The organism is Nostoc sp., from assembly GCF_036919675.1.
GTDB lineage: Bacteria > Cyanobacteriota > Cyanobacteriia > Cyanobacteriales > Nostocaceae > Nostoc.
Map to the genome: position 1 here is coordinate 13,263 of NZ_JBALCP010000101.1, position 23,152 is coordinate 36,414.

A 23,152-nucleotide genomic window follows, 5' to 3' on the forward strand; every position below is an offset into this window, starting at 1 on the left:
AGAAGCTGGAGATGAAGTTGACATTATGCTGATCAAACGTCAAGCTAGTTTTGATGACTATTGACCGTGCCAATTTTAGATTTTAGATTTTGGATTTTGGAATTGAAAATTGGTTCAAGCCCCACCCCTTGTGGATGGAACAAATCCAATCATCCGCTCGATAACCCGCTAACACTGCGCTATCGTCAATCTAAAATCATCAGAGCCAAGTATCCTTGTGGTCTCTTTCAATCCAAAATTGCAAATCTAAAATCCAAAATTGTTTGGCTAGTAGTTTGCTAATTACAAGCAAAAATCGCCAGTAGTAGAATAACCTAGTAGAGTGCGTAAATTTTACGTAGCTATTTTTAATTTTTTGAGGTAACTTTTGATGACCGCAACTTCTCCCCGATTAAAGCACGAGGTTAAAGACCTCGGCCTAGCTGCCTTGGGAAGACAGCGCATTGAATGGGCTGGACGCGAGATGCCAGTTTTGCGGCAAATCCGCGATCGCTTTGCCCAAGAAAAGCCCTTTGCTGGCTTACGCCTTGTGGCTTGCGCCCACATTACAACCGAAACAGCACATTTGGCGATCGCTCTGAAAGCCGGTGGTGCAAACGCGCTTCTAATTGCTAGCAATCCTTTATCAACGCAAGATGATGTAGCAGCTAGTCTCGTCGTCGATCATGAAATTCCCGTCTTTGCTCAAAAAGGCGAAGATAACGCAACTTACAGCCGCCACGTCCAAATCGCCCTAGATCACCGCCCCAACATCATTATTGATGACGGTAGCGATGTGGTTGCCACATTAATCCAAGAGCGCCAACACCAAATTGCTGATTTGATTGGCACCACTGAAGAAACCACAACGGGAATTGTGCGCCTCCGGGCCATGTTCAAAGATGGCGTTCTCACCTTCCCCGCAGTGAATGTCAACGATGCCGATACCAAGCACTTCTTTGATAACCGCTATGGTACTGGGCAATCGACTTTAGACGGCATTATCCGCGCCACAAATATTCTGCTGGCTGGTAAAAACATAGTTGTAGTTGGTTACGGCTGGTGTGGTAAAGGTACAGCCCTCCGCGCCCGTGGCATGGGTGGTAACGTGATTGTTACCGAAATTGACCCCATCAAGGCAATTGAAGCCATAATGGATGGTTTCCGCGTCTTACCAATGGCAGAAGCTGCTAAAGTTGGCGACTTGTTTGTTACAGTTACTGGTAACAAGCACGTAATTCGCGCCGAGCATTTCGATGTAATGAAAGACGGTGCGATCGTTTGTAACTCCGGTCACTTTGATATTGAACTTGACTTGAAATACTTGGCTTCTCAAGCTAAGGAAATCAAGGAAGTTCGTCCCTTCACCGAAGAGTACAAACTGCAAAGTGGTAAATCAGTTGTCGTTCTCGGACAAGGACGTTTGATTAACCTGGCTGCTGCGGAAGGACACCCCAGCGCGGTTATGGATATGAGCTTTGCCAACCAGGCTTTAGCTGTTGAATACCTAGTGAAGAATAAAGGTAAGTTAGAACCTGGTTTGCACTCAATTCCCATTGATGTGGATAAAGAAATTGCTCGATTAAAGTTGGAGGCGATTGGAATTAAGATTGATACGCTAACACCAGATCAAATTGAGTACACCAATTCTTGGACTACTGGAACTTGATGATTGATTAATTGATTTTTTTGGGGATAGGCTTTTGGGCTTATCCCTTTTTTTTTTGTTTGGCATTATGGATTTATTTAACTAACTACGAAGGCGTGAAGAGCGCGAAGGAAGAAAGGAAAAAGAGTAAATATGCAATAGCTTATAATAGCTCTGGTATCCTCAAGATCACAAATAATGCTGTATTACCCGATATTTTACTAGATAGACACATCTACTCACATATACCAAAATCACTCCGATATATCTCCTTGATATATTACGTTCTAAAATTGATTCGCTTGAAGAGGGCGATCATATACCTGGATTAAAAGCAGTTCTTCTTCATATTGAAACTGCTTCTGGTCATCTTCTGCGTGGTCAAAAGCAAAATGAGGAAACGGCTTTTACTGACTCAATCTACCGAACTAACCAAGCATTTGAAGGTAGTCTTAAAGAAGCTTATAGAGTTTTGGCTAGTAAAGATCCCGAAAGAGAGCGCCCTTACGATATTGAACAATATTTTGAGAAGAATAAAGTTTTTCGCCAACGAGTTTTAGCTCAGTTTACTAATTATAGAACTGAATGGAGAAATCCTTCTAGTCACGATTAAAAACTTGATTTTGATGAAAATGAAGCATTTTTAGCAATTGTTTCTGTATCTGCTTTCGCCTGTCTCGTACTTGACCAAATTTCTGAGTCTCTATCTTACAATAAAACAAAATTAGAAACTGAAACAAAACATTCTGACATTAAAACACGACTTTCAAGTTATGAAGGGAGCATTTTGGATTTAACAGTTGAATTGCTAAAAGAGTTTTCACGTCAACATTGGACTGGTAGTAATGAAAGTGCAAGACAGACTGAAGCAAAAATTATTGGTGCTTTGTCAGGATTTTTTGCTTCAGCAGCTCCTAATCTTGAGGTTCGTTCGGAAGTAAAGCTTACATCCAATTCATCTATAGATTCACGAAAATTTTTAAGAGTAGATTTAATTGTATCCAATAAAAAAGAGCAAGTAATCATTGAGTTAAAAGGAAGCAAACAAGGATATCGTAGTGGTCTTTTACAACTAGAACACTATATGCGTGAAAGCAACATTCCGTGGGGAATTCTCTATATCTACCTTTATAAAAGTGGGGAGCTAGATATAAACCAGCATCTTTTACCAAAAATTAATGGTCTAATTCTAGCTTTAACACCTAGTGAATGGATAAGATAACATCATGCTGTACAAAATAGCTTCTTCAAGTGTTCGCTGAATTTATCAAAAATTAATACTGACACTAATACTCAGGGAATACAATTCGCGTCTACACAGACAAAACCCGGATGGTGCGCGGGTTCAAAAATATTATTTTTAGTCCACGCAGGTGGACTTCGTTTGTATAGCCGCGATTTCTAATCGCCAGGACTTTCCAAAAACCAAAAATATTCACATCATTAATCATTAGGAGGATGCCAATTTAAACTAATCCAAATTGCTCTAGCTTGCACAATATCTTCATTGTTTAATCTTAAAGCTAAAACTGTTCCTCTTCCAGTAGCAGTTATCCCAATAATATGAGTACCACCATTTGCCCATTGAAAATGATCTAACCATCTTTCTTGACGAGGATTAAACAAAGATACAGATTCATTAGTTACAGGATCATTAGCAGTTATTTTTGCTCCTTTAAATTCATTACAACGATAACAAGAAGCACATAAATTCTCTCGTTCATCACTTCCGCCTAATGAACTGGGCAAAATATGATCCATTACTAATGGCATACCTATTAAACGGCTAGATGTGCAGCAATATTCACATCTATATCCAGCTTCATTAATGATTTGTTGACGAATAGATTTAGGAATAGATGACACTGCTATTACTTTACTAATTCCTCAAAATCTGGAAGAGAATAGCTTTTCCACTGTAAAAGTGCATAAGCATAAGCTTTTTTCAACATTAAATAGTCAGCACTCATTCGGAGCGATCGCAACAATAATCTATCTGATTCACTTAATTGATGATTTTGATTTTTTTCTAAAAGTTCTAAATGTAGTTCTTGTTGAGTTTCTGGAACTTGACTTTGACCGATAGTTAATAAATCCTCAATAGTTAATTTTTGCATAGCGATTAACTCTCCTTGTAATTCCAGGGGTGCATAATCAACAGCAGGAGGAGCATTTGTTTGCTTGGTCATAATTTTTGTAAGGATTACTTAATTTTTAGTATAGCTAAACCACACTTGCTTAGGGGCAATTCATGAATTGCCCCTACCTGAAAATCACGGTTTCGGCTATTGTTTGTGTAAGTCGTGTTCACTTTTCGCTGTTCGGCTGAAGACTCGATAGTATAGCCATGTACTAGTTTCTTTTAAGGGAAACAGCAGATAGGTGAGAGGATTTATGGTCACAATAATATTTCGGAAGTCTCGCCGTGCCAAAAATAAGATAGCACGAGCAACTTGCTGTGCAGACATCACTCCATAAGGATTCAGTTGACTCTTAAACGGGCCAAGAATTAACTTGCGAATTACACAATCCCCGTCCAAACGCTTGAGGGTAACAATATCCCCTAGCGATCGCTTGCTGATTTCATAAAGCGGACTCAGGGCTGGAGACACCTCAGCTTCAGACGTATTTACCCAGATTTCCTTAGTCGCTTTTGCTTGTGGGCCTGTCACAGTTGTCAAAAATACATCCATCAACCGCAATGCTGAAAAGGTATTCACCTCATAGGAGGAGTTGATGGCCTCTGGTGTGCGGCTGGCGTAGACATTGACTCCGTGGTTGATAATTAAAATATCTACTTTCTCTAAACTATTCTTCAGTTCTGATTCATTACCTAACTGCCAGGGAACCACTTTCACCCCAACTTGCTCTACAAATTTTTCTGGATTGGTGGTTAATGCCACGACTTTAGCATTATTTTTTACAAGTTCAGCCGTTAATGCTTGCCCCAGCGCTCCTGATGCTCCGGTTAAAGCGACGGTTTTCCCCTTGAGGGACAGTCCTGTACCAAGAATTTTATCCACTAGGGGAAAGACACCACTGTAGTAAGCGTTGACATCATCAAAATGATGCCGCCAATGGTAAGACCGATTCACCCACCAAATGGATGGAATTGTCTCTAAAGGGCCGGGTAAGTGGTTGTAGTCTGTATCAATTTTTCCCTGGAAATACCGCAAGGACGCGCCATATAAAAAGGTGCAAGCATAAGCTACTCCCAGCCATAACCCCATTTGCTGGACAATTAAGGCAATGACTACCAATACCAGCAGCAGTAGACTTGACTCTAAAATGTCGTGATAGAGCTGGGATTCTTGGTAAACTTTCGGGGAAACTATCGATAAATCCCGGCGATAGGCCATGTGGTGCTTGTTGTGCCATTTAGCAAGCCAATTGACTTGGTGACACAAAGCATGGTAGCTGTCTCTCAAGACCTCAGCGAGTAAAAGTGAAAAAAGTCCCCAAGTAGCAAACTGTAAGCTGGCATTTAGCCAAACCCAATTAATTTGTAATCTTGCTTCAATTCCAATCAAGTTTTCAGATAGCATTTTTATCACGTTTGTCTATACTCGTTTTTCTTAATCATTCTTCATGATCATCTGATAAAGGTGCATTAAGGTCGAGCCTAGAGCAAACAAAAATCAAATATACTTATTGTCATCCTACCAACTACCCCTATTTAGCCACAATCTCCCAGTTGACTTTCAGATAGCCAGGTTCAATATGGGTAAAGTGTTTGCTCAACTGCTGATGTGCTTTTGGTAGGGCGTGGAACGGAATTGATGCGTACAAATGATGCTCTGCATGAAATGGCATATTCCACATGAAAAATCGTGCCGGCCAGAGGGTCAGCGTTGTACGCGTATTCGTGAGCAGATTTGCGTCAAGAGTACAACCTGTATGTTCTGCTAACAGAATAAACCGCAGAATCGGCTGACCGACAAGCAGGGGTAACAGCCAATAGAGGAAAAAGCAAGGTTGACTAACTGCAATTGAGATAGCGATCGCACCTGCATAAATACCTAATTGCCAACGTGTGGAGCGAATAACTTCGGCTCGTGCTGCTTCTGGCACAAATGGAAAATCGTCAAATTGAGCGATCGCAACTTGAAAATGCCCACGTATTTTACCCCACCACCACGGGAAACCGCTAATTATCAACAAGTATTTACCCAGGTTGCTCGGTTTGGGATCGGTCAATTCCGGATCTTTGTCAGGAACACGAGTGTAGCGATGATGCCACTTATGATAACGACGAAAAAACGTGCTGTTGTAAAATGAGAGCAAGCCGGAAAACCAAGCTACAGCATCATTGAAACGATTGTTAGCAAAAGCTGTTCTGTGAACACATTCATGCATCGGTGCAAACATCGAAGCCAGACTGAAGCCGTAGATTACCAGTGCTGGTATAGCCACTGACCAATTGCCAAAGTTTGTTGCCCATAAGTAGCCACTCAAACCCATAACAGTGAGATGAAAAGCCAGTTGAACTAGTCCTTTGGAGTTGGAGCGATCGTTTAGAAGACTTAATTCCTGTATAGTGAGAATTTGGTAGAGTTTTTGCTCATTATCAGCTTTGGGTTCCAATAATTTAGATTTAATAATTACTTTATTAGACATAATTTTAAGTAGGTCGGCGTGAACAGTTGCGCGTGGGTTGCCTTTTAACTCCTGACTCCTGCTGTAATTTTAATAGACACGATGAATTTAGCTCACCACACCAGCGCGAAAAATTTGTTCTGCGGTTAAATTCAACTCTGGGAAAGTTGGTGATTGGATACGGTCATTACCCCGAAATTTCTTAATTAGATACTCACCTTCTTCCAAACAGCAAACTAAGATAGTAGGTTGTTTTGGCTTGCCAATAAATTCCCTACCACCGAATGCAGCATAGTCCACAATCCAGTATTCAAGAATTCCCATTTGTTCATAGTCAGCGTATTTTTTGTGGTAATCATCACGCCAATTAGTACTCACTACCTCTACCACTAAAGGAATAGATGCAGCAAGGCTTACAGTAGATGCTCTTTTCCATAGAAGTTCGTTTACTAAATTAGGCTGATTTAGTATTAGGACATCTGGTGAATAAGCTGATTCGTTTTCGAGTGGTTTGACGAATACTGTTTTTGGGATGAAATAAGGAAGATTTAAACGACTATATTCTAAAGTGATTTTTGTGGCTAAAAATCCTGTTACCTCTTCATGGTCTCCTGTTGGTTGTGCCATCTCAACAATTACTCCATCATGGAGTTCATAACGTCGTTGTGGGTTGTCTGGGTATTGAGCAACAAATTCATCGAATGTAACTAGTTTGCGTAAAGCTTGAGTCATGGCTTTATTCCTCAGGGAGGGAGAGCAGGGGAGGCAGAGGAAAAGAAAAAAGGTTTATTCTTCTAAGCGTATTGCACCAGAGGTGGGGACACAAGGATGCGGAGAATATTTACAATCAGTAATTAATAAGACTCGTAAATGAGTCTTTAATACTCGCTGACGAGTCTTTGATACTCGTGAATGAGTCTTTGAACTCCGTTAACGAGTCTTTAATACTCGTGAATGAGTCTTTGAACTCTGTTAACGAGTCTTTAATACTCGTGAATGAGTCTTTGAACTCCGTTAACGAGTCTTTAATACTTGTGAATGAGTCTTTGAACTCCGTTAACGAGTCTTTAATACTCGTGAACAGAGTTTTTGTATGGAATATTCTAGTTTCTACACTCTCAAGTGTCACACTACGGATTTTCGACGTTTGGAGACTGTGGATTTATGATCGCACCAAGTACCCAACCCAGGCGATCGCAATTATGGGAAAGTTAATGGAAGTGAAGTATCAAAAATAACTATGATACATAAAAAACTCCCCTCTAAAATGAAGGGAGTCAAGAGTTAGTGATTAAAAATTAGCTTTACTAGCTGAGTAATCCAATAGCCATTTCCAAGTGAATTTTAGCTTTGTGTAAGTTCAGCAGGTTCTTTTGGTCATGCCTCTCTGGGTAATTCATTCTTTTACCTTCCATTGTGATTTTGATCAGTGCTGCTTGCTCATCAGTGGGTGAGTTCATCTCATCTATCACTCCCTCAAAAAACTGGATAACGCTCAAACCGGGAGATTTTAATCCCTTTCCTTGTCTTAGCTGCTGTAATGCTATTTGGGGGAATACCAGCAAAGATGTGTAGAACCCATTTGAGATATTTTTAGGTTGCGTAAGCCTTTCAGGTGTCTAGGTTTTATTCTTTGGGACGCATAGAACCCATTTGGGATCTATAGTTCTACAATCCTGATTCCGTTGTTAAATCACTTGATCGAGGATTGCCTGAAAGCCATCCATCTATTTCGTGAAGAAAGATACTAAATGGGTTCTATAAAGGATTAAGCATTGATTTGCAGCACGATTTTGCCCCGAACATGACCGCCCTGACTCAATTCCTGAGCTTGACGGGCTTCAGACAAAGAAAACGTCTGAGCAACAAGCGTCTTAACCTGCCCAGAATCAAGTAAATTAGCAATTTCCTCCAGCAGCGAGGCTGAGGGTTTCATATTCATCATCTCTGCACGGATACCTCGTTCTTGAGCTTTTTGAGCATTGGGGGGAGCGGCGGTTGAAACCAGAATGCCACCCGGCTTCACCACTGAATAAGAACGTGCTTGCGTGTCACCGCCTAAGGTATCTAGAACTACATCAACATTCTCAACAACTTGTTCAAAGGGTGTGGCGTTGTAGTCAATCACTTGATCTGCACCCAGAGATTGAACAAATTCTGCATTCGCAGCTGAGGCAGTTCCAATAACGTGCGCTCCTTTCCATTTAGCAAATTGCACTGCGAACATGCCAACTCCGCCCGATGCAGCATGAATTAGCACGGTTTGACCTGGCTTGAGATCAGCATGATCAAACAGCCCTTGATAGGCTGTCATTGCGACCATCGGCACCGATGCCGCTTGCACAAAATCGAGCGTCTTAGGCTTGGGCGCGATCGCATCTTCTGGAGCCGTTGCGAACTGGGCATAAGCTCCCATTCTCAGTTCGCCATAAACTTCTTGACCGACTTGGAGCGCTTTGACATCCGCACCGATCGCTTCCACAATGCCTGCGACATCCATTCCAGGCGTAAATGGCAAAGGCATTGGAAAAATTTCTTTCATATAGCCTGCCCGGATTTTCCAATCGAGCGGATTGATTCCAGCCGCCTGAACTCGAATTAGTACTTCATTCGGTTGTGGTTCGGGTTGTGCGATCGCTTCCAGTGTCAGCACGTCTGACTCGCCATAGTTATGAACGCGGATTGCTTGTATCATATTAGTCATCCAAATTGTTATAGTGTGTCAAAAATGATCCAATCCTGAATCCCTTGGGTTTTCAAAACGGTTTCAGCTTGTTGAAGTTCATCGTTCGTTCCCTCAAGGACTATCAAATACTGTCCTTGTGCTAACCGCTCGTTGTAAAGCTTGACTTGCTCATCTGGGATGTTCGTGCCGATCGCGGCTCCGAGTAAGCCGCCTGCTACAGCTCCATAAAAGGCTCCTGTCGCCAGTCCCACCGAGGCAGCTCTGGCTCCAGCCAAGACGAGCGAGCTAATGCCTGGAATTGCTAAGGTTAATAGTCCACCTCCTAAAAAGCCGATAATACTGCCCCAACTTCCAGCATCTAACGCCCCATGCTCGATCCGCTCGATCGTGCGATCGCGGACAAATTGAGCTTCCGACTGTACGGTTGCCTCTGTTGCTTTAAGCGTCACATCTTCTGAATTGACGTGTTCACCAACAACTGAAACTTTGTTCATCGGAAAATCAGCCGCTTTAAGTTGATCAAGGGCTGACTCAGTGTTTTGGCGATCAGGAAATATCCCGGCTGCATTTTTATGTTCTAGCGCCATATTTAATGTCCTGGTTGAAAGTTTGCGTAGGCACAGCCCGCCGCAGGCATCGCAAGCCCAATTTATGCTTACGAATTACTTTTTGAGGTCAGGAAATCAGTAAGCAAAAAACCTCCTTGGGTTTACTGATTACTGTTAGTTATATTAAAGCTAAATGCGGATCAAGGATGGCATCAGAGTGTAATTAACTTTATGGTTAATCTTTTAGCTCGACTAGTGGCTTACACTTACCAAGAGAAGAAACCTTCTTTAGATATTGACCCAAAAGATTTACCTGCTCTGTCTGCGGCTGCCTTTTAACTTCCTTGAACTCACGTTAAGAAAGAAGATTTACTGTGGTGTTTCACCGTTTATTCATCCATAGAACTTACGCAAAAACCCTCCCAAACTCTCATTCCTCCGTGTCCTCTGCGACCTCTGTGGTTCGTTGTCCATTACCTGTGCGTAAGATCCTAATCCACCCTTCAAGTGACACTCGTTCCTTGCTACCGCTTCTCTACGAGACGCTGCGCGAACGCTAAGGGACTTCCAAGACAATAAATTATCCAAATAAACGTAGACGCGCAGCGGCTTGCCGCAGGCTACCACAGAGACACAGAGAAACCAGTGCGCCCTTGCGGTTCCCCGACTTTAAGCAACTGGCGCGACACAGAGAGAGGAGAAATGAGAGGGTTTTTGCGTCAGTTTTGGGACATTTTTTTATTTGGAAGTCCCTAACGGCAGTTCCTTTATGCCGGGAAACCCGTCCACTGGACTGCTTTACCAGTCGCAGAGAATTCAATTTCTTTTTCTGGCGACTAACACCTTTATATCTTTGTTTTTAATTACAAATTAAATTGGCTGTTTGCGCCAGTTGTATTTTTTAAGCTTTGTTTGCCAAGACTCCATGTAGGTGTAGAAAACGGGCGTCAAATAAAGTGTGAGAAACTGCGAGAACACTAACCCCCCAACTACTGCTAAACCAAGGGGGCGGCGTGTATCTGCTCCGGCTCCCAAACCGAGGGCGATGGGCAGCGTCCCCATAAGTGCTGCCATTGTCGTCATCATAATTGGACGGAATCTTACCAAGCAGGCTTCATAGATAGCATCATAGGGGGTTTTGCCGTTTTGACGGGCAATGATCGCAAAGTCAACCATCATGATGCCGTTTTTCTTCACAATGCCAACCAGCAGGATGATGCCCACGAAGGCGTAAATATTCAAGTCAACTTTAAACAGCAACAGGGTCAGTAGTGCCCCAAATCCAGCGGAGGGTAAGCTAGAAAGGATAGTCAGGGGGTGAATAAAGTTCTCGTAGAGAATCCCCAACACGATATAAATCACGAAGATGGCAACCAGCAGTAACATTCCTAAACCTTGAATCGATGACTGGAATGCCTGCGCTGAACCTTGGAAACCTGTACTAATAGTAGGCGGCAGAGTTTGACGGGCGAGTTCCTCAATCTTCCCAGTGACGTTACCAAGTGATACTCCTGACTTAAGATTAAAGGAGAAGGTAACAGATGCAAGTTGCCCTTGGTGGTTAATGGTCAAGGGGCCCACATCTTTGGTCAAAGTTGCTACAGCGTTGAGAGGTACGAGTTGTCCACTAGGGGCACGAACTGAGAGTAAATCCAGGGCATTGGAATTTTGCTGATATTTTGGTTCCACGCCCATAATTACTTGGTACTGGTTATCGGGGGCGTAGATGGTGGAAACTTGGCGAGTACCATAGGCATTACTCAGGGCAGTTTCGATTTGATTGGCGGTTAAACCTAGAGCCGAAGCTTGGTCGCGGTTAATGTTTACTTTTACTTGCGGATTTTTGATTTGCAAATCGCTGTTGACATCTTGTAAATCTGAGAGCGATCGCAGTTTTTCTTCTAAAAGTGGAGCGTACTGGTAAAGTTCCTGAATATTGGGTGTTTGCAGAGTAAATTGATACTGCGCTTTCGTCTGTTGGCCACCGACATTTATGGCTGGGGGATTTTGCAAGAAAACTTTGATTCCAGGCACACGTGACAACTTAGGTCGGAGTTCCTGTACGACTTCATCAGCACTGAGACGTCCTTGAGTGCGGGGCTTGAGTTCGATTAAAATTCTTCCAGCGTTGGCGGAAGCATTTGGCCCACCAGCCCCGACACTGGAGTTGATGGAATCGACATTGGGATCACGGTAAGCGATCGCAGCTATTGCCTGTTGATGTTTTACCATCTCATCAAAGGATATATCCTCTGATGCCTGAGTAGTTGCAGTGATTTGTCCAACATCTGCGTTGGGAACAAACCCTTTAGGCACAATTATAAATAGATACACTGTTGCTACAAGAATCGCTCCCGAAATCACCATCGTCGTGCGGTGATACTTGAGTGATTTCTTTAAACTCCAATCGTATCCGCCCAATATCACATTAAAAACGTTTTCTGAAAAGTTGTAGAGACGACGGTTAAAATTTTGGATTTTGGATTTTAGACTTCGGCGTGAGCGCTCAGTCGAACGATTTTGGACTTCGGCTTCTCTCCGAGACGCTGCGCGAACGCTCAGTCGAACGATTTTGGATTGAGAATTGAGAATTTCTCCCTCATCTCCCTCATCTTCCCCTGCAACGCCAGCTTCCCCTGCTCCCTCACTCTCCGGTTCATGATGAGGTAAACTCAAGAATCTTGAACACAGCATTGGCGTCAAGCTGAGGGAAATTACGCCAGATACTAAGATTGCAACGCTGATAGTAACAGCAAACTCACGGAACAGTCGCCCCAGAATGCCTTCCATGAACAGTATAGGGATAAATACTGCTACTAAGGAGATGGTCATGGATAAAATTGTGAAACCAATTTCTCTAGAACCATTTAAGGCTGCTTCCATGCGGCTTTCGCCCATCTCCATGTGGCGGACAATGTTCTCTAGCATGACTACGGCATCATCAACCACGAAACCCACTGAAAGGGTTAACGCCATCAGTGATAGGTTATCGAGCGAGAAGCCCAATAGCACCATGACCGCAAAAGTCGCTACTATCGAAAGCGGTACTGCCAAACTGGGAATGAGCGTAGCAGAGATATTGCGGAGAAACAGAAAGATTACCAGCACCACCAGAGCAATGGTGAGCAAAAGCGTGAATTGTACATCATCTACCGACTCACGAATTGACTGGGAGCGATCGTAGAGAATATCTACGTTCACAGCCGCCGGAATTTGTGTCCGAAAGGTGGGTAGCAGTTTCTTGATTGCATCCACTACTTGAACAGTATTAGTTCCCGGTTGGCGCTGAACTGCCAGAACGATCGCCCGGACGCCAGAATTTTGGATTGAGGATTTCTCCCCTGCTCTTTTTGTCCCCTTTTCTTTAACAGGAAAATACCAACTTGCTATCTTGTCATTTTCCACACTATCTAGGACTTGACCCAGTTCTCCTAGCTGTACTGGTGCGCCGTTCTGATAAGCCACACTTAAGGAGCGATAGCTGGCGGCATCGTTGAGTTGACCGTTTGCTTGAATCGTAGAATTCTGCTGTTGCCCGTAAAGTGTGCCGGTAGGCAGATTGACATTTCCGTTAGCGATCGCATCAGCCACTTCATCAATTCCTATTCCCTTTACACTCAATGATTCGGGGTCAAGCTGAATCCGTACCGCATACTTTTGGGAGCCGTACACCTGCACTTGCGCCACTCCATCCACCATTGACAGGCGTTGTGCCAACAATGTCTCAGCATACTTGTCTACAGTTGAGAGGGGCAGAATAGATGAATTGAGGGAGATGTAAAGGACTGGCTGATCCGCCGGATTTACCTTCCGGTAAGACGGGGGATTAGGCATATTCGTGGGCAACTGCCTTGCTGCCTTAGAAATAGCAGACTGGACATCTTGTGCTGCCCCGTCTATATCCCGATTGAGGTCAAATTGCAGCGTAATCTGTGCACTACCCAAAGAGCTGGTAGAGTTCATTGAACTCACTCCCGCTATACTAGAAAACTGCTGCTCTAAAGGAGTTGCTACCGAGGCAGCCATCGTCTCTGGACTAGCTCCGGGCAGGTTAGCTGTTACCTGAAGTGTCGGATAATCCACATTGGGCAGATCGCTAACGGGTAGCTGTTGGTAACTGATCAGCCCAAATATCAAAATGCCAACCATAACTAGGGTTGTCATGATTGGACGCCGGATGAATAGCTCGGAAATGTTCATCGCGCTCCCTGCCTGTTGCTTCCTACTTCCGGTTTCACTTGGACTATGGCACCAGCCACTAGGTTGAATTGTCCATCAGTAACTACTTGCTCACCTGATTTCAACCCTTGCTTGATCACCGTTTCGTTCTTAACGGTGTCACCCACAGTAATTGGACGCATTTCTGCTGTTTTGTCGGGTTTGACTACATACACAAATTGCCCTTGCTGTCCACTCTGTACCGCCTGAGAAGGAACAGTAATGGCATTTGGTTCTTCGCTCAGTTTCAGGACTACATTGACAAACTGCCCTGGAAACAGGCGCTCGTCAGCGTTGGCAAAAGTACCCTTAAGTTGAATCGTACCTGTTTGGGTATTGACTCCACTATCAACAAAGGTGAGTTCGCCTCGTACCGAATGCCCTGCATCTTTAGGAGGTAAAGCATCGACTTCTAACTTACCGTTAGCACTGTATTTTTTGATGTCTGGCAGCAGTCGCTGGGGAATGGAAAAGTTGACGTAAATCGGGCGGATTTGGCTAATCGTAATCAGCGAATCATCGGCATTTGCAGCATTTGCCTTGACTAAGTTGCCTTGAGTTAGCTTCAAGCTACCCGTGCGTCCAGCAATTGGTGCGTAGATGGAACTGTAGGAAAGCTGAACTTTGGCATTGTCGATCGCAGCTTCATCTGATGCTACTGCTGCCTCGGCATTTTGTACATCTGCTTGGGCTGCCGCCACCGCTGCCTGAGCATTTGCTACTCCACCTTGATCTGCTTTCACCGTCGCCTGTTGAGCCTCAGCAGTAGTCTGGTACTGTTGGGCCTGTTCTTTACTGATTGCCCCTTGCTTGAGCAAACGAGTATAACGTTGAGCTTGCACATCTGCATTTGTTGCCTGCGCCTTATCCTTGACTACATTCGCTTTTGCTTGGTTCACATCGGCAATGGCTTTGAGCACATTTGCCTGTGCCTGTTTCACCAGCGCTAAATCTTTGGCTTTGGCAGCATTAGCTTGCATCAGCGCGGCTTGTAGAGGGCGGGAATCAATTTTAAATAACAAGTCTCCTTTCTTAACGTTCTGTCCTTGCTGAAAATAGACGCCAATAAGTTGTCCGCCCACCTGAGACTTGACAGATACTGTGGAATATGCTTCCACCGTTCCCGTAGCCGATAGTTGTATTGGAATCGTTTTTTGAGTCGCAGTGGCAACCACAACTGGCACAGCTCGTTTTTTTCCTGCTTCTTTTCCACTAGATTCGGCTTCAGAAGCATTGCAGGCACTACACAAGTAAGCCAGACTTAATATAAGTAGCGAGAACCGCCCTCTTTGAATAATGCTCTGAAAACGAGGAACAATTTGAGCAGCCAAGGACGAAGGCTTTGTCGTCTCAACAGGGGCTAAACAGCGCATATCAACAATTTGGGGGAAGGGGGCAAGCACAGACACGTACTAGCTTGTCGTTAGACATCGCATTTTCTGCAAAATAATGGTTGGTTGCGATTAATTCTAATTAGAGAAGCGTAATATTAGTTAATCTAAACATTAGTGTACTAATAATTTTTTTGTTTAGCCTATCCCTTTTGGAAAGAAATTGTTGTTAAACGGTTGTGACTTTGGGATGAAGCTGTTGTGACTTTGGTATGAAGACGTTGTAACTTTATTATAGGATTGTGTTGCAAAAATTGTTTGAGGCGATCGCTGTTTGTCGTCAAGCTAAAATAAATATTTCGACTCAGACATTCAAGCAATCGCTCTCAACTGAAATTTAAGCAGCACAAAAAATCGGGGCAGGTTGTAAACCCGCCCCGATCGCTTCTGATATACTGCGCCCAACGGCTGTTGCTACAGGCTTTAAACTATCAACTAGATGCACCATATCTTCTAAAGAAAGTGCTTGACGGGCATCAGAAACAGATTTTTCTGGTTCTGGGTGACATTCAATAATTAATCCATCTGCACCGCAAGCGATCGCAGCCCTAGCCACAGGTGCTACCAGTTCCCGTTTACCGACGGCATGGGACGGATCTACAATCACAGGCAGGTGAGTTATTTGCTTGAGTGCTGCTACTGCTCCTAAATCTAGGACATTGCGAGTGTAATCATCGAAGCTGCGGATACCGCGTTCGCACAACACCACATCAGGATTACCGTGGCTGAGGATATATTCAGCAGCCATGACGAATTCTTCAATTGTCGCTGCTAAACCACGTTTGAGGAGTATTGGCTTACCAGCTTGTCCCAAAGCTTTGAGCAAGTCGAAGTTTTGCATATTGCGACTACCAATTTGAAGCATATCAGCGTGAGCGGCGACTACTTCAATTTGGGAAATTGACATCACCTCGGTGACAACTGGCATATTATAATGCGATCGCACCCTTGCCAAAATCTTTAATCCTGACTCTCCCATACCCTGGAAGGCGTAGGGAGATGTGCGGGGTTTGTAGACACCACCACGCAAGCCCTGCACGGATGCAGTAGAGAGCTTTTGGGCGACTATCTCCATTTGTTCTAAGCTTTCAACGGTGCAGGGCCCGCCGATAATTACCAGTTCTTCGCCCCCGAAAGCGACTTTTTCTGAAAGTTTAACAATTGTCTGATGGTTCGGATGCGATTGTGCGGCAAGTTTGGCATTAATCATGGTTCCATTCTCCTAAAAAATTAAGTATTGGGCACTATACCCCGATAACAAAAAAGCCCAGAACCTTTGAGGAGTTCCGGGCGCGTTCTGATTCATTGGCATGACGCTATTTACCCGGAACTTATTCTGGGCCAAAAGTAAAAGCCATAAAACCAGCTACTGAAATAAGTCATGACGATGAAATTCTCCTTAAAAAAACAAAAACCGCAGAGTTAGCTCTGCGGTTCACCGGGCGGTTTCCGTTAGGAAACTCGATTCACTCCCGGTGAACCACCCTAAACCAAAAATAAAAATAGGAATTTGTGTTAAGCATTTGCGGCGCTTTTGCTGGAAAGTTCAAGAACTATACCTATGTAGGGTAACATTAACAGAAAGAGTCGGCGGTGTCAAGACACCCATAAACCATAAAAAAGCGATAGACTCAGTACAACTGTGGGAGTCAAGACTATTGACATGCTCACGCCTGCTGAAGCCACGGTGATTCCAACTTCGCAAGACGCGAGTTTTCTGGTTCTGCGAGTCGGCTTACTTAGGTATCGTTGTAGAGGTCTATCCACTTAAGAGACGTTAATTCCCGTATGCCCTACGGTACTCAATCCAATACGAAGAATATTCACCGCAGCATTATGATTCACGATCTAAAACCGTTCCACATAAACAGGCGTGAGTCCTAGTGCTTAGACGGATTGAGAAGTTAAAATATATGATTCTCCTGACTTGTCACCTCACCTTGCGAAAGCTGATTGCAGACAATTGACAATCACTATACATTATTCTTACCCAAGTCCTCATTGACCAGATTAACTTTTTAGGATCATCAGTTTCATTATGCCCAGTTCCAAAATCTTAGCCCAATCTTTCGACTATTATGGAGTTTACCCCTGCCCAGTCTGTCGGATAGGTAAGATTTCTCATATGCCATTAATGGAAGCTATGGCTTGTGACTTTTGCCAAGAGATTTTTACAGTTAACCTAGAGTTACAGCAAATCAAAATGCCTTCTAGGCAACCACCCTTAGTTTGGCGTTGGAATGGGTTTAGTTGGACAGAAGCCCAGTTGGAAGGTATGGAATTAGGTTGGGGTTATGGAGTAGCAGCAGCAGCTTTTGTAATTCTTCCCACTACTTTAATTGGCATAGTAGCTTACTATTTTCCTGCTAATCTCAAGGAACCCATTACCTGGATGCCATATATTTGGACTATATTAACTTTCTTATCACATTTATCAATTATTGTTTGGATTTTTATTGAAGTCTATCAGATTCCAATTGCAGCATATTTGAGAGCGATCGCTCGATGGAGAAATGGGGAGATGGAGAGATGAGGGAGTGGCAAGGCTGGCGTTGCAGAGGGGAAGTTGTAGTAAGTCTTTCTCCTTTGCCCCTTTGCTCCTTTATCTCTTGTGCCCCATGACGCCAGTCGCCTCAAGTCGGGAAACCCTTGACGCTCGATTACTCGCTACCGCTACGCTAACGGCAGTGGCTCCCCAATGCCCCATAATCAATGACATAATGATTCAGCGGATAAATCGACTCCATAACTCATAATTAAGTTGATTGTCCACCAAAATATCGTATGAGCGATCTGGAGCAGTACTATAGAATTTTGGAATTAGAGCCTGGGGCAACACTTGACGAAGTGAACCAGGCTTACAAAGATTTAGTCTTTGTTTGGCATCCCGATCGTATTCCCAAAGACAATCTCCGTTTACAGCAGAAAGCACAAGACAAGCTGAAAGCTATAAATGAAGCTCGTGAAAAGTTGCGCTCTCTAAAAACCAAACCTCAAACCACGCTTAACTCACCGCCACCTGAACCACAAAAACCATCTCAAACAACCCAGCAACCACCAAAGAAAAGCTCAGACTTGAGTGGCAAAGACTACAGTCGGGCAAATTTGAGCAATAAAGACTTATCTGGCAGAAATTTAAGTTATGCCAATTTGAGTGGTGCTAATCTCAGTGATACTTTTATGCACAAAGTCAACCTCAGAGGTGCTAATTTATCTGAAGCAAATTTATTTCGGGCAAACTTACTTTTAGCGGATCTACGGGAGGCTAATTTACGTGCTGCTAATTTGATTGGAGCGGATCTCAGTGGGGCCGACTTGCGGGGAGCCGACTTGACAGGAGCGCGGATTCGCTCTGGTGAGCGCCTTCTGGTTAAACTAATTGGTACTAACTTAGCTGGGGCAATTATGCCTGATGGTGCAATTTACCAATAACTGAGGTTGCGGCAAAACACAGAGTGGATGAATTACTCAAATGAATCCCCAGTGATTTATTTTGGGTTGCTGGGGCCTGTGGCTGCTCACCTGCTGCGTGTATTTCATACCGAACTCTTAATACACCCGTGATTAATCCAATCGTACTTGTCAGCGGCTTCCGGTGGCTAGCAATTATAGGCAACACGCCTACCCCTACTCGCCTATGAACAATAACGATGTTAGGATATCTTTCACCAGCGGAATCTGACTTATGAAATTAGTTTGCTCCCAAAGCGATCTTAGTACAAACCTCTCACTCGTCAGTCGTGCAGTACCTTCACGACCAACTCATCCTGTACTTGCCAATGTGCTGCTACAAGCGGATGCTCAAACTAACCAGGTAAGCTTAACAGCCTTTGATCTCAGCTTGGGAATCCGCACCAGCTTTAACGCTGAGGTCTGGCAAGGAGGTGCGATCGCACTTCCTGCTAAGTTACTTGTAGACATCACCTCTCGTCTTCCAGAAGGCGAAATCACTCTAGATGATGAATCAGCCCTCACAGGTGTAACACCGGGTGGAGAAGGTTTAATTGTCACACTCACACCCAAGAGTGGACATTACCAAGTCCGAGCAATGGGGCCTGAAGAATTTCCGGAACTACCTGTAATTGAAAATACAGAAGTAATCCATCTCACCACCACCGCATTAATTGAGGGATTACGGGGTTCATTGTTTGCTACTAGTGCTGATGAAACCAAGCAAGTACTCACTGGAGTGCATTTAACAGTTAAACAAGATACCCTTGAATTTGCAGCTACCGATGGACATCGCCTAGCAGTGGTAGAAACTAGCAACGAGCGTCCTCTAGGCGCAACTAGTCAACTAGAAGTCACAGTACCAGCTAGAGCATTACGCGAACTCCAACGAATGCTAGCTCATAGCGCCTCATCAGATGAACCCGTAGCTTTATATTTCGATCAAGGTCAAGTTGTCTTTTCATGGCAAAATCAACGCTTGACTAGTCGCACATTAGAAGGGCAATATCCTGCCTATCGACAACTAATCCCGCGCCAATTTGAGCGACAAATTACAATTGAACGGCGACAATTTGTAAGCACTTTGGAGCGGATTGCTGTATTAGCTGATCAGAAAAATAATATTGTCAAAGTCAGTATTGATAGCGAAGCTCAAGAAATTACCTTATCTTGTGAAGCTCAAGATGTGGGAAGTGGTAGAGAATCAATGCCTGCCCAGATTTCTGGGGAAAACATAGAGATTGCTTTTAACATTAAATATTTGATGGAGGGCTTGAAAGAGTTACCATCTTCCGAAATTCAAATGCATTTGAATCAAAGTCTAACTCCAGTGATTTTTACCCCATTGGGTGGTTTGAAAATGACCTATTTAGCTATGCCGGTGCAACTTAGAAGTTAAAAAGAATGGTATAAACTCAACAAAAGCTTTATTACCCAATACGCTTGGGTTATACCATTTCTTTGTGAGGCTGCGCTAAATTTTCTTAACTTCTTATTTGTTTCTTCCTTTGTGACGGCAGTCGCTACAACGGCGGGAACCCCCCTTCGAGTTCGGTAGTTCCTCATGGGGAAAACCCCTCTGAGCGACTGCCTCACCGCAACGTGCTGCCTCTCCTTTGCGCCCTTTGCGGTTCGTTTTTCATATATGGCGCATCTTCATACAGAATTGGTATTAAGATAGGTTAAAATTTGATCCCGCCTAACCCTCCTTTTAAGGAGGGAATTAACCAAGCCTTTTTAACACCTTTTTTCCCAGACTCCCAAAATCGCGTTGCTCCCACTATTACGATTATCATTCTTATATAAATTTATTTCTATACTTAGACGTATTGACAAAATTTACTCGCTTTTAACTTGTTACTAATGAACACAATCTAACCTTTTCCCCTCTTCTTTATTATCAATAAAGTAGTCAGATTTTATACGGCTGATCAGAAGTAAAAAGCTTTAGATAAGTAGTAAAATCTCTTAAGTGTTTTCTGAGATGAAAATATGGGAATTTTACGCATAGTAAGTTTGGGATTGGTTTTTGCTACCTTTCCAATGTTTTTGCTGCTAACCTGCAAAGGTCGATTTTTCCTCAAATCGATGGTAGTGGAGATCAAGCATGGAATTAGGAGTCTACTAAAAAATCTCAAATTATGGTCTTTTAATGACCGAGAGTCTCGTGGAGCATCATCTAAATTTCCAGTTGATACAAGACTTCAAAGGTGGGAATCTGGTTATGTAAAACCTAATCGGGTGGTATCAAGACTGTCAAGAACTATAACAATTGCTGTGATCATTATGGCAGCAGTAATAGCTGGAAATACTGTATCTGGTCAGGTTACGGGGTTGCCACCTCTAGCTTCTCTCAAGACTGTTTTGGTACCAGAGCCTGATAATCTTGGAGACTTTGTAAAAAACAAAGTAGCCGCCATTAAGTTAGGAAAGGCTCTTTTTTGGGATATGCAAGTTGGTAGTGATGGACTAACTTCCTGTGCTACTTGCCATTTCCATGCCGGAGCCGACAGCAGATCAAAAAATCAGATATCTCCTGGTCTTATGCGGCTCAACGCTGATCGCACAGAGAACCCAGATAAGGTTTTTAATGTCGGCGGTAGGCCGAATTACCAGCTCAAGCCAGAAGATTTTCCCTTTCACAAGTTGTCGAATCCAAATGATCCGACAACAGTTGTGTCTGACCGGAATGATATCACCTCCTCTCAAGGAGTTATTAATACCAAGTTTGTTGATGTAATACCTGGTAATGCCGAAGACCAAGTAACGCTTAAACCAGATCCCGTGTTTAACGTGGGAGGTATAAATGTACGTCGCGTCGAGCCACGTAACGCGCCAACTACGATTAATGCAGTATTTAACTTCCGCAACTTCTGGGACGGTAGGGCGCAAAACATCTTTAATGGAGTGAATTCCTTTGGTTTGAGAGATTCTCATGCTTCTGTCGTGAAAGCACAGACTCCAAATCAGCTAAAATTTGTCAAAATCAGCCTCAATAATTCGTCTTTAGCTTCTCAAGCAGTCGATCCACCACTTAGCTCCTTTGAAGAATCTTCTGATGGTCTTACCTTTCAAGAAATAGGTGATAAGTTCGGATCAATTGATCACAAATCCGACAGTGTTGGCAAGGGTAAGAAGCTCCCCAGAAAACTTGCTAAAAAGTTATTTCCTCTGAGGCCGCTAGGGAAACAACTTGTGCATCCACAGGACAGTGTTTTAGGTACAGATAGCAGATGGCCTGAACCCGGACTGAGAAATAAAAGCTATGATCGCCTAATTAAAGATGCCTTCAAGCCGGAGTGGTGGAAGTCTAATCAACTGATTCAAATTGATGCTAAGGGTGTCAGAACTTTTGTTAAGAAACCGGATCGCTCTTTGGAAACCAATGAGTACAGGTTAATAGAGTACAACTTCTCGTTATTTTTTGGGCTGGCAATTCAAATGTACGAATCTACGCTCATCGCTAACGATACCCCACTTGATCGTTTCTTGGAAGGAAACACCACTGCCCTAACTGGGCAACAGCAACGGGGGAAACAACTGTTTGAAGGTAAAGCTCAATGCAACATTTGTCATAATGGGGCAGAACTTAGCAGTGCTTCTGTGAGTTCTGTGCAGAAACAAAGGATTGGGATTCTTAACATCCCTAATTTCAGCAGATTCGTCTTTGACAATGGCTTTTTCAATATCGGCATCAGACCGACATTAGAAGATGTTAGTGTTGGAGGTAATGACCCATTTGGGAATCCGCTTTCTGAAACGAGACTGGCTCTACTGCGAACTTTCCAGCAACTTCTTGGTTCCCCAGCCAACACCACAGTTAGCTCTAAGGACATAATACTTGCGGATGGTAGTTTTAAAACTCCTGGACTCCGCAATGTCGAACTGACTGCCCCTTATTTCCACAATGGTGGTTCTTTAACTTTGCAGCAAGTGATAGAATTATACAATCGTGGCGGAGACTTCCGCAAGCAAAGCGCTCTTGCCGTGTTGGGATTAACTGAAGCCGAAAAAAATGACTTGGTAGCTTTCCTCAAATCGCTCACTGATGAGCGAGTCCGCTATGAAAAGGCGCCATTTGATCACCCACAACTGTTTGTTCCAAATGGACATCCGGGTGATTCTACATACGTGATCAATGATGGTACTGGCAAAGCCACAGATAGTCTACTGGAAATTCCTGCCGTTGGTAGTTATGGTGGTAATGGCACTCCAAATTTCCTCGTAACTTCAAGACACAAGACAGTGGTAAGTAAATAGCATTTCCGTGTTGGGGAGCTTTTGGTGGGGGAAACCCGGCACTAACTCCCCAACAGCGGAAATTATACAAAATATTGAAATCGGGTTGCCAGGTGGAGCGATACAGACTGGCTGCTGATGGCATGAAGAACTTGATTGAAATCTTTACGTATAATTGCTGTTGAACTGTTGCAGTTGACTTCTCTACACCGCACCCAGGCAACTGCCGACGCTATTCAAGTCCTCAATCCCCTTCAGCTTCACATAATCAGCGCTAAATCACCCAAACTACCCAAGATATTAACAGTTAGTTGGGTGCTTGGTTGCGTAGACGCTTCTTCGGCTTGTCGCTAGACATAGCTCGTTTAGGGGGTTATTTAGAACATCGACATCAAAC

Annotated in this window: 19 protein-coding genes and 1 pseudogene; 9 read left to right on the forward strand and 11 right to left on the reverse strand. The window is 43.6% G+C overall.

All coding sequences use genetic code 11. The annotated features are described in order from the left end of the window. The first annotated feature begins 370 nt into the window (after positions 1-370). Positions 371-1,648, forward strand: coding sequence for an adenosylhomocysteinase (ahcY, locus tag V7K49_RS21755; RefSeq protein ID WP_335207405.1), 1,278 nt, complete (start codon positions 371-373; stop codon positions 1,646-1,648). 766 nt (positions 1,649-2,414) lie between these two features. After that, the gene (locus V7K49_RS21760) at positions 2,415-2,849 is read left to right on the forward strand and encodes a GxxExxY protein (RefSeq protein ID WP_335207406.1); all 435 of its coding nucleotides are present in this window, start codon (positions 2,415-2,417) and stop codon (positions 2,847-2,849) included. A 221-nt stretch (positions 2,850-3,070) separates the two neighbouring features. Here the strand turns inward: V7K49_RS21760 and V7K49_RS21765 are convergent, their stop codons facing one another. The 5 genes from V7K49_RS21765 to V7K49_RS21785 form a co-directional block, all read right to left on the reverse strand. After that, positions 3,071-3,493: an HNH endonuclease gene (locus V7K49_RS21765; RefSeq protein ID WP_335207407.1), complete on the reverse strand. Its 423-nt coding sequence runs from the start codon at positions 3,491-3,493 to the stop codon at positions 3,071-3,073. Positions 3,494-3,498: 5 nt separating this feature from the next. Then, positions 3,499-3,816: a hypothetical protein gene (locus V7K49_RS21770; protein ID WP_335207409.1), complete on the reverse strand. Its 318-nt coding sequence runs from the start codon at positions 3,814-3,816 to the stop codon at positions 3,499-3,501. A 96-nt stretch (positions 3,817-3,912) separates the two neighbouring features. Beyond that, positions 3,913-5,172, reverse strand: coding sequence for a bifunctional sterol desaturase/short chain dehydrogenase (locus V7K49_RS21775; protein ID WP_335207411.1), 1,260 nt, complete (start codon positions 5,170-5,172; stop codon positions 3,913-3,915). Between the two features lie 127 nt (positions 5,173-5,299). Continuing rightward, positions 5,300-6,244, reverse strand: coding sequence for a fatty acid desaturase family protein (locus tag V7K49_RS21780; RefSeq protein ID WP_335207412.1), 945 nt, complete (start codon positions 6,242-6,244; stop codon positions 5,300-5,302). 87 nt (positions 6,245-6,331) lie between these two features. Continuing rightward, positions 6,332-6,955: a Uma2 family endonuclease gene (locus tag V7K49_RS21785; protein WP_335207414.1), complete on the reverse strand. Its 624-nt coding sequence runs from the start codon at positions 6,953-6,955 to the stop codon at positions 6,332-6,334. Between the two features lie 344 nt (positions 6,956-7,299). On the opposite strand from V7K49_RS21785, the gene V7K49_RS21790 reads away from it, so the two are divergent. After that, entirely contained in the window at positions 7,300-7,461 is a 162-nt protein-coding gene (locus tag V7K49_RS21790) for a hypothetical protein (RefSeq protein ID WP_335207415.1), read from the forward strand. Between the two features lie 69 nt (positions 7,462-7,530). Here V7K49_RS21790 and V7K49_RS21795 read toward each other — a convergent pair whose 3' ends face one another. From V7K49_RS21795 to V7K49_RS21805, 3 genes are all read right to left on the reverse strand, one after another. After that, a complete protein-coding gene (locus tag V7K49_RS21795; RefSeq protein WP_335207416.1) occupies positions 7,531-7,788 on the reverse strand; it encodes a hypothetical protein in 258 nt (85 codons plus the stop codon). A gap of 203 nt (positions 7,789-7,991) precedes the next feature. After that, the gene (locus V7K49_RS21800; protein ID WP_335207417.1) at positions 7,992-8,927 is read right to left on the reverse strand and encodes an NADP-dependent oxidoreductase; all 936 of its coding nucleotides are present in this window, start codon (positions 8,925-8,927) and stop codon (positions 7,992-7,994) included. Between the two features lie 8 nt (positions 8,928-8,935). Further along, complete coding sequence (locus tag V7K49_RS21805) at positions 8,936-9,496, reverse strand: DUF1269 domain-containing protein (protein WP_335207419.1); 561 nt, start codon at positions 9,494-9,496, stop codon at positions 8,936-8,938. 171 nt (positions 9,497-9,667) lie between these two features. On the opposite strand from V7K49_RS21805, the pseudogene V7K49_RS34760 reads away from it, so the two are divergent. Then, positions 9,668-9,796 (forward strand): annotated as a pseudogene (locus V7K49_RS34760) (IS982 family transposase); the annotation flags it as partial. 531 nt (positions 9,797-10,327) lie between these two features. Here V7K49_RS34760 and V7K49_RS21810 read toward each other — a convergent pair. The 3 genes from V7K49_RS21810 to aroF form a co-directional block, all read right to left on the reverse strand. After that, positions 10,328-13,657 (reverse strand): efflux RND transporter permease subunit, encoded by a 3,330-nt coding sequence (locus V7K49_RS21810; protein ID WP_335207420.1) that lies wholly within the window; start codon positions 13,655-13,657, stop codon positions 10,328-10,330. Next, positions 13,654-15,084, reverse strand: a complete 1,431-nt coding sequence (locus V7K49_RS21815; protein WP_335207421.1) for an efflux RND transporter periplasmic adaptor subunit — start codon at positions 15,082-15,084, stop codon at positions 13,654-13,656. The genes V7K49_RS21810 and V7K49_RS21815 overlap by 4 nt, the downstream gene beginning before the upstream one ends. Before the next feature lie 319 nt (positions 15,085-15,403). Then, a complete protein-coding gene (aroF, locus tag V7K49_RS21820) occupies positions 15,404-16,276 on the reverse strand; it encodes a 3-deoxy-7-phosphoheptulonate synthase (protein WP_335207423.1) in 873 nt (290 codons plus the stop codon). 828 nt (positions 16,277-17,104) lie between these two features. Here aroF and V7K49_RS21825 point away from each other — a divergent pair. From V7K49_RS21825 to V7K49_RS21845, 5 genes are all read left to right on the forward strand, one after another. Next, a complete protein-coding gene (locus tag V7K49_RS21825; protein WP_334724467.1) occupies positions 17,105-17,599 on the forward strand; it encodes a hypothetical protein in 495 nt (164 codons plus the stop codon). 251 nt (positions 17,600-17,850) lie between these two features. Continuing rightward, positions 17,851-18,498 carry a pentapeptide repeat-containing protein gene (locus V7K49_RS21830; RefSeq protein WP_334870594.1) on the forward strand — a complete coding sequence of 216 codons (648 nt, stop codon included), beginning with the start codon at positions 17,851-17,853 and terminating at the stop codon, positions 18,496-18,498. 253 nt (positions 18,499-18,751) lie between these two features. Next, a complete protein-coding gene (dnaN, locus tag V7K49_RS21835; RefSeq protein ID WP_335207424.1) occupies positions 18,752-19,915 on the forward strand; it encodes a DNA polymerase III subunit beta in 1,164 nt (387 codons plus the stop codon). A 593-nt stretch (positions 19,916-20,508) separates the two neighbouring features. Continuing rightward, positions 20,509-22,776, forward strand: coding sequence for a cytochrome-c peroxidase (locus V7K49_RS21840; protein ID WP_335207425.1), 2,268 nt, complete (start codon positions 20,509-20,511; stop codon positions 22,774-22,776). A gap of 135 nt (positions 22,777-22,911) precedes the next feature. After that, positions 22,912-23,109 carry a hypothetical protein gene (locus tag V7K49_RS21845; RefSeq protein WP_334812892.1) on the forward strand — a complete coding sequence of 66 codons (198 nt, stop codon included), beginning with the start codon at positions 22,912-22,914 and terminating at the stop codon, positions 23,107-23,109. Positions 23,110-23,152: the final 43 nt, after the last annotated feature.

Coding starts and splice junctions, on each gene's coding strand:
- V7K49_RS21785 (WP_335207414.1), bottom strand. CDS start 6,955: ATGACTCAAGCTTTACGCAAACTAGTTACATTCGATGAATTTGTTGCT.
- V7K49_RS21810 (WP_335207420.1), bottom strand. CDS start 13,657: ATGAACATTTCCGAGCTATTCATCCGGCGTCCAATCATGACAACCCTA.
- aroF (WP_335207423.1), bottom strand. CDS start 16,276: ATGATTAATGCCAAACTTGCCGCACAATCGCATCCGAACCATCAGACA.
- V7K49_RS21770 (WP_335207409.1), bottom strand. CDS start 3,816: ATGACCAAGCAAACAAATGCTCCTCCTGCTGTTGATTATGCACCCCTG.
- V7K49_RS21805 (WP_335207419.1), bottom strand. CDS start 9,496: ATGGCGCTAGAACATAAAAATGCAGCCGGGATATTTCCTGATCGCCAA.
- dnaN (WP_335207424.1), top strand. CDS start 18,752: ATGAAATTAGTTTGCTCCCAAAGCGATCTTAGTACAAACCTCTCACTC.
- V7K49_RS21840 (WP_335207425.1), top strand. CDS start 20,509: ATGGGAATTTTACGCATAGTAAGTTTGGGATTGGTTTTTGCTACCTTT.
- V7K49_RS21780 (WP_335207412.1), bottom strand. CDS start 6,244: ATGTCTAATAAAGTAATTATTAAATCTAAATTATTGGAACCCAAAGCT.
- V7K49_RS21800 (WP_335207417.1), bottom strand. CDS start 8,927: ATGACTAATATGATACAAGCAATCCGCGTTCATAACTATGGCGAGTCA.
- ahcY (WP_335207405.1), top strand. CDS start 371: ATGACCGCAACTTCTCCCCGATTAAAGCACGAGGTTAAAGACCTCGGC.
- V7K49_RS21825 (WP_334724467.1), top strand. CDS start 17,105: ATGCCCAGTTCCAAAATCTTAGCCCAATCTTTCGACTATTATGGAGTT.
- V7K49_RS21830 (WP_334870594.1), top strand. CDS start 17,851: ATGAGCGATCTGGAGCAGTACTATAGAATTTTGGAATTAGAGCCTGGG.
- V7K49_RS21775 (WP_335207411.1), bottom strand. CDS start 5,172: ATGCTATCTGAAAACTTGATTGGAATTGAAGCAAGATTACAAATTAAT.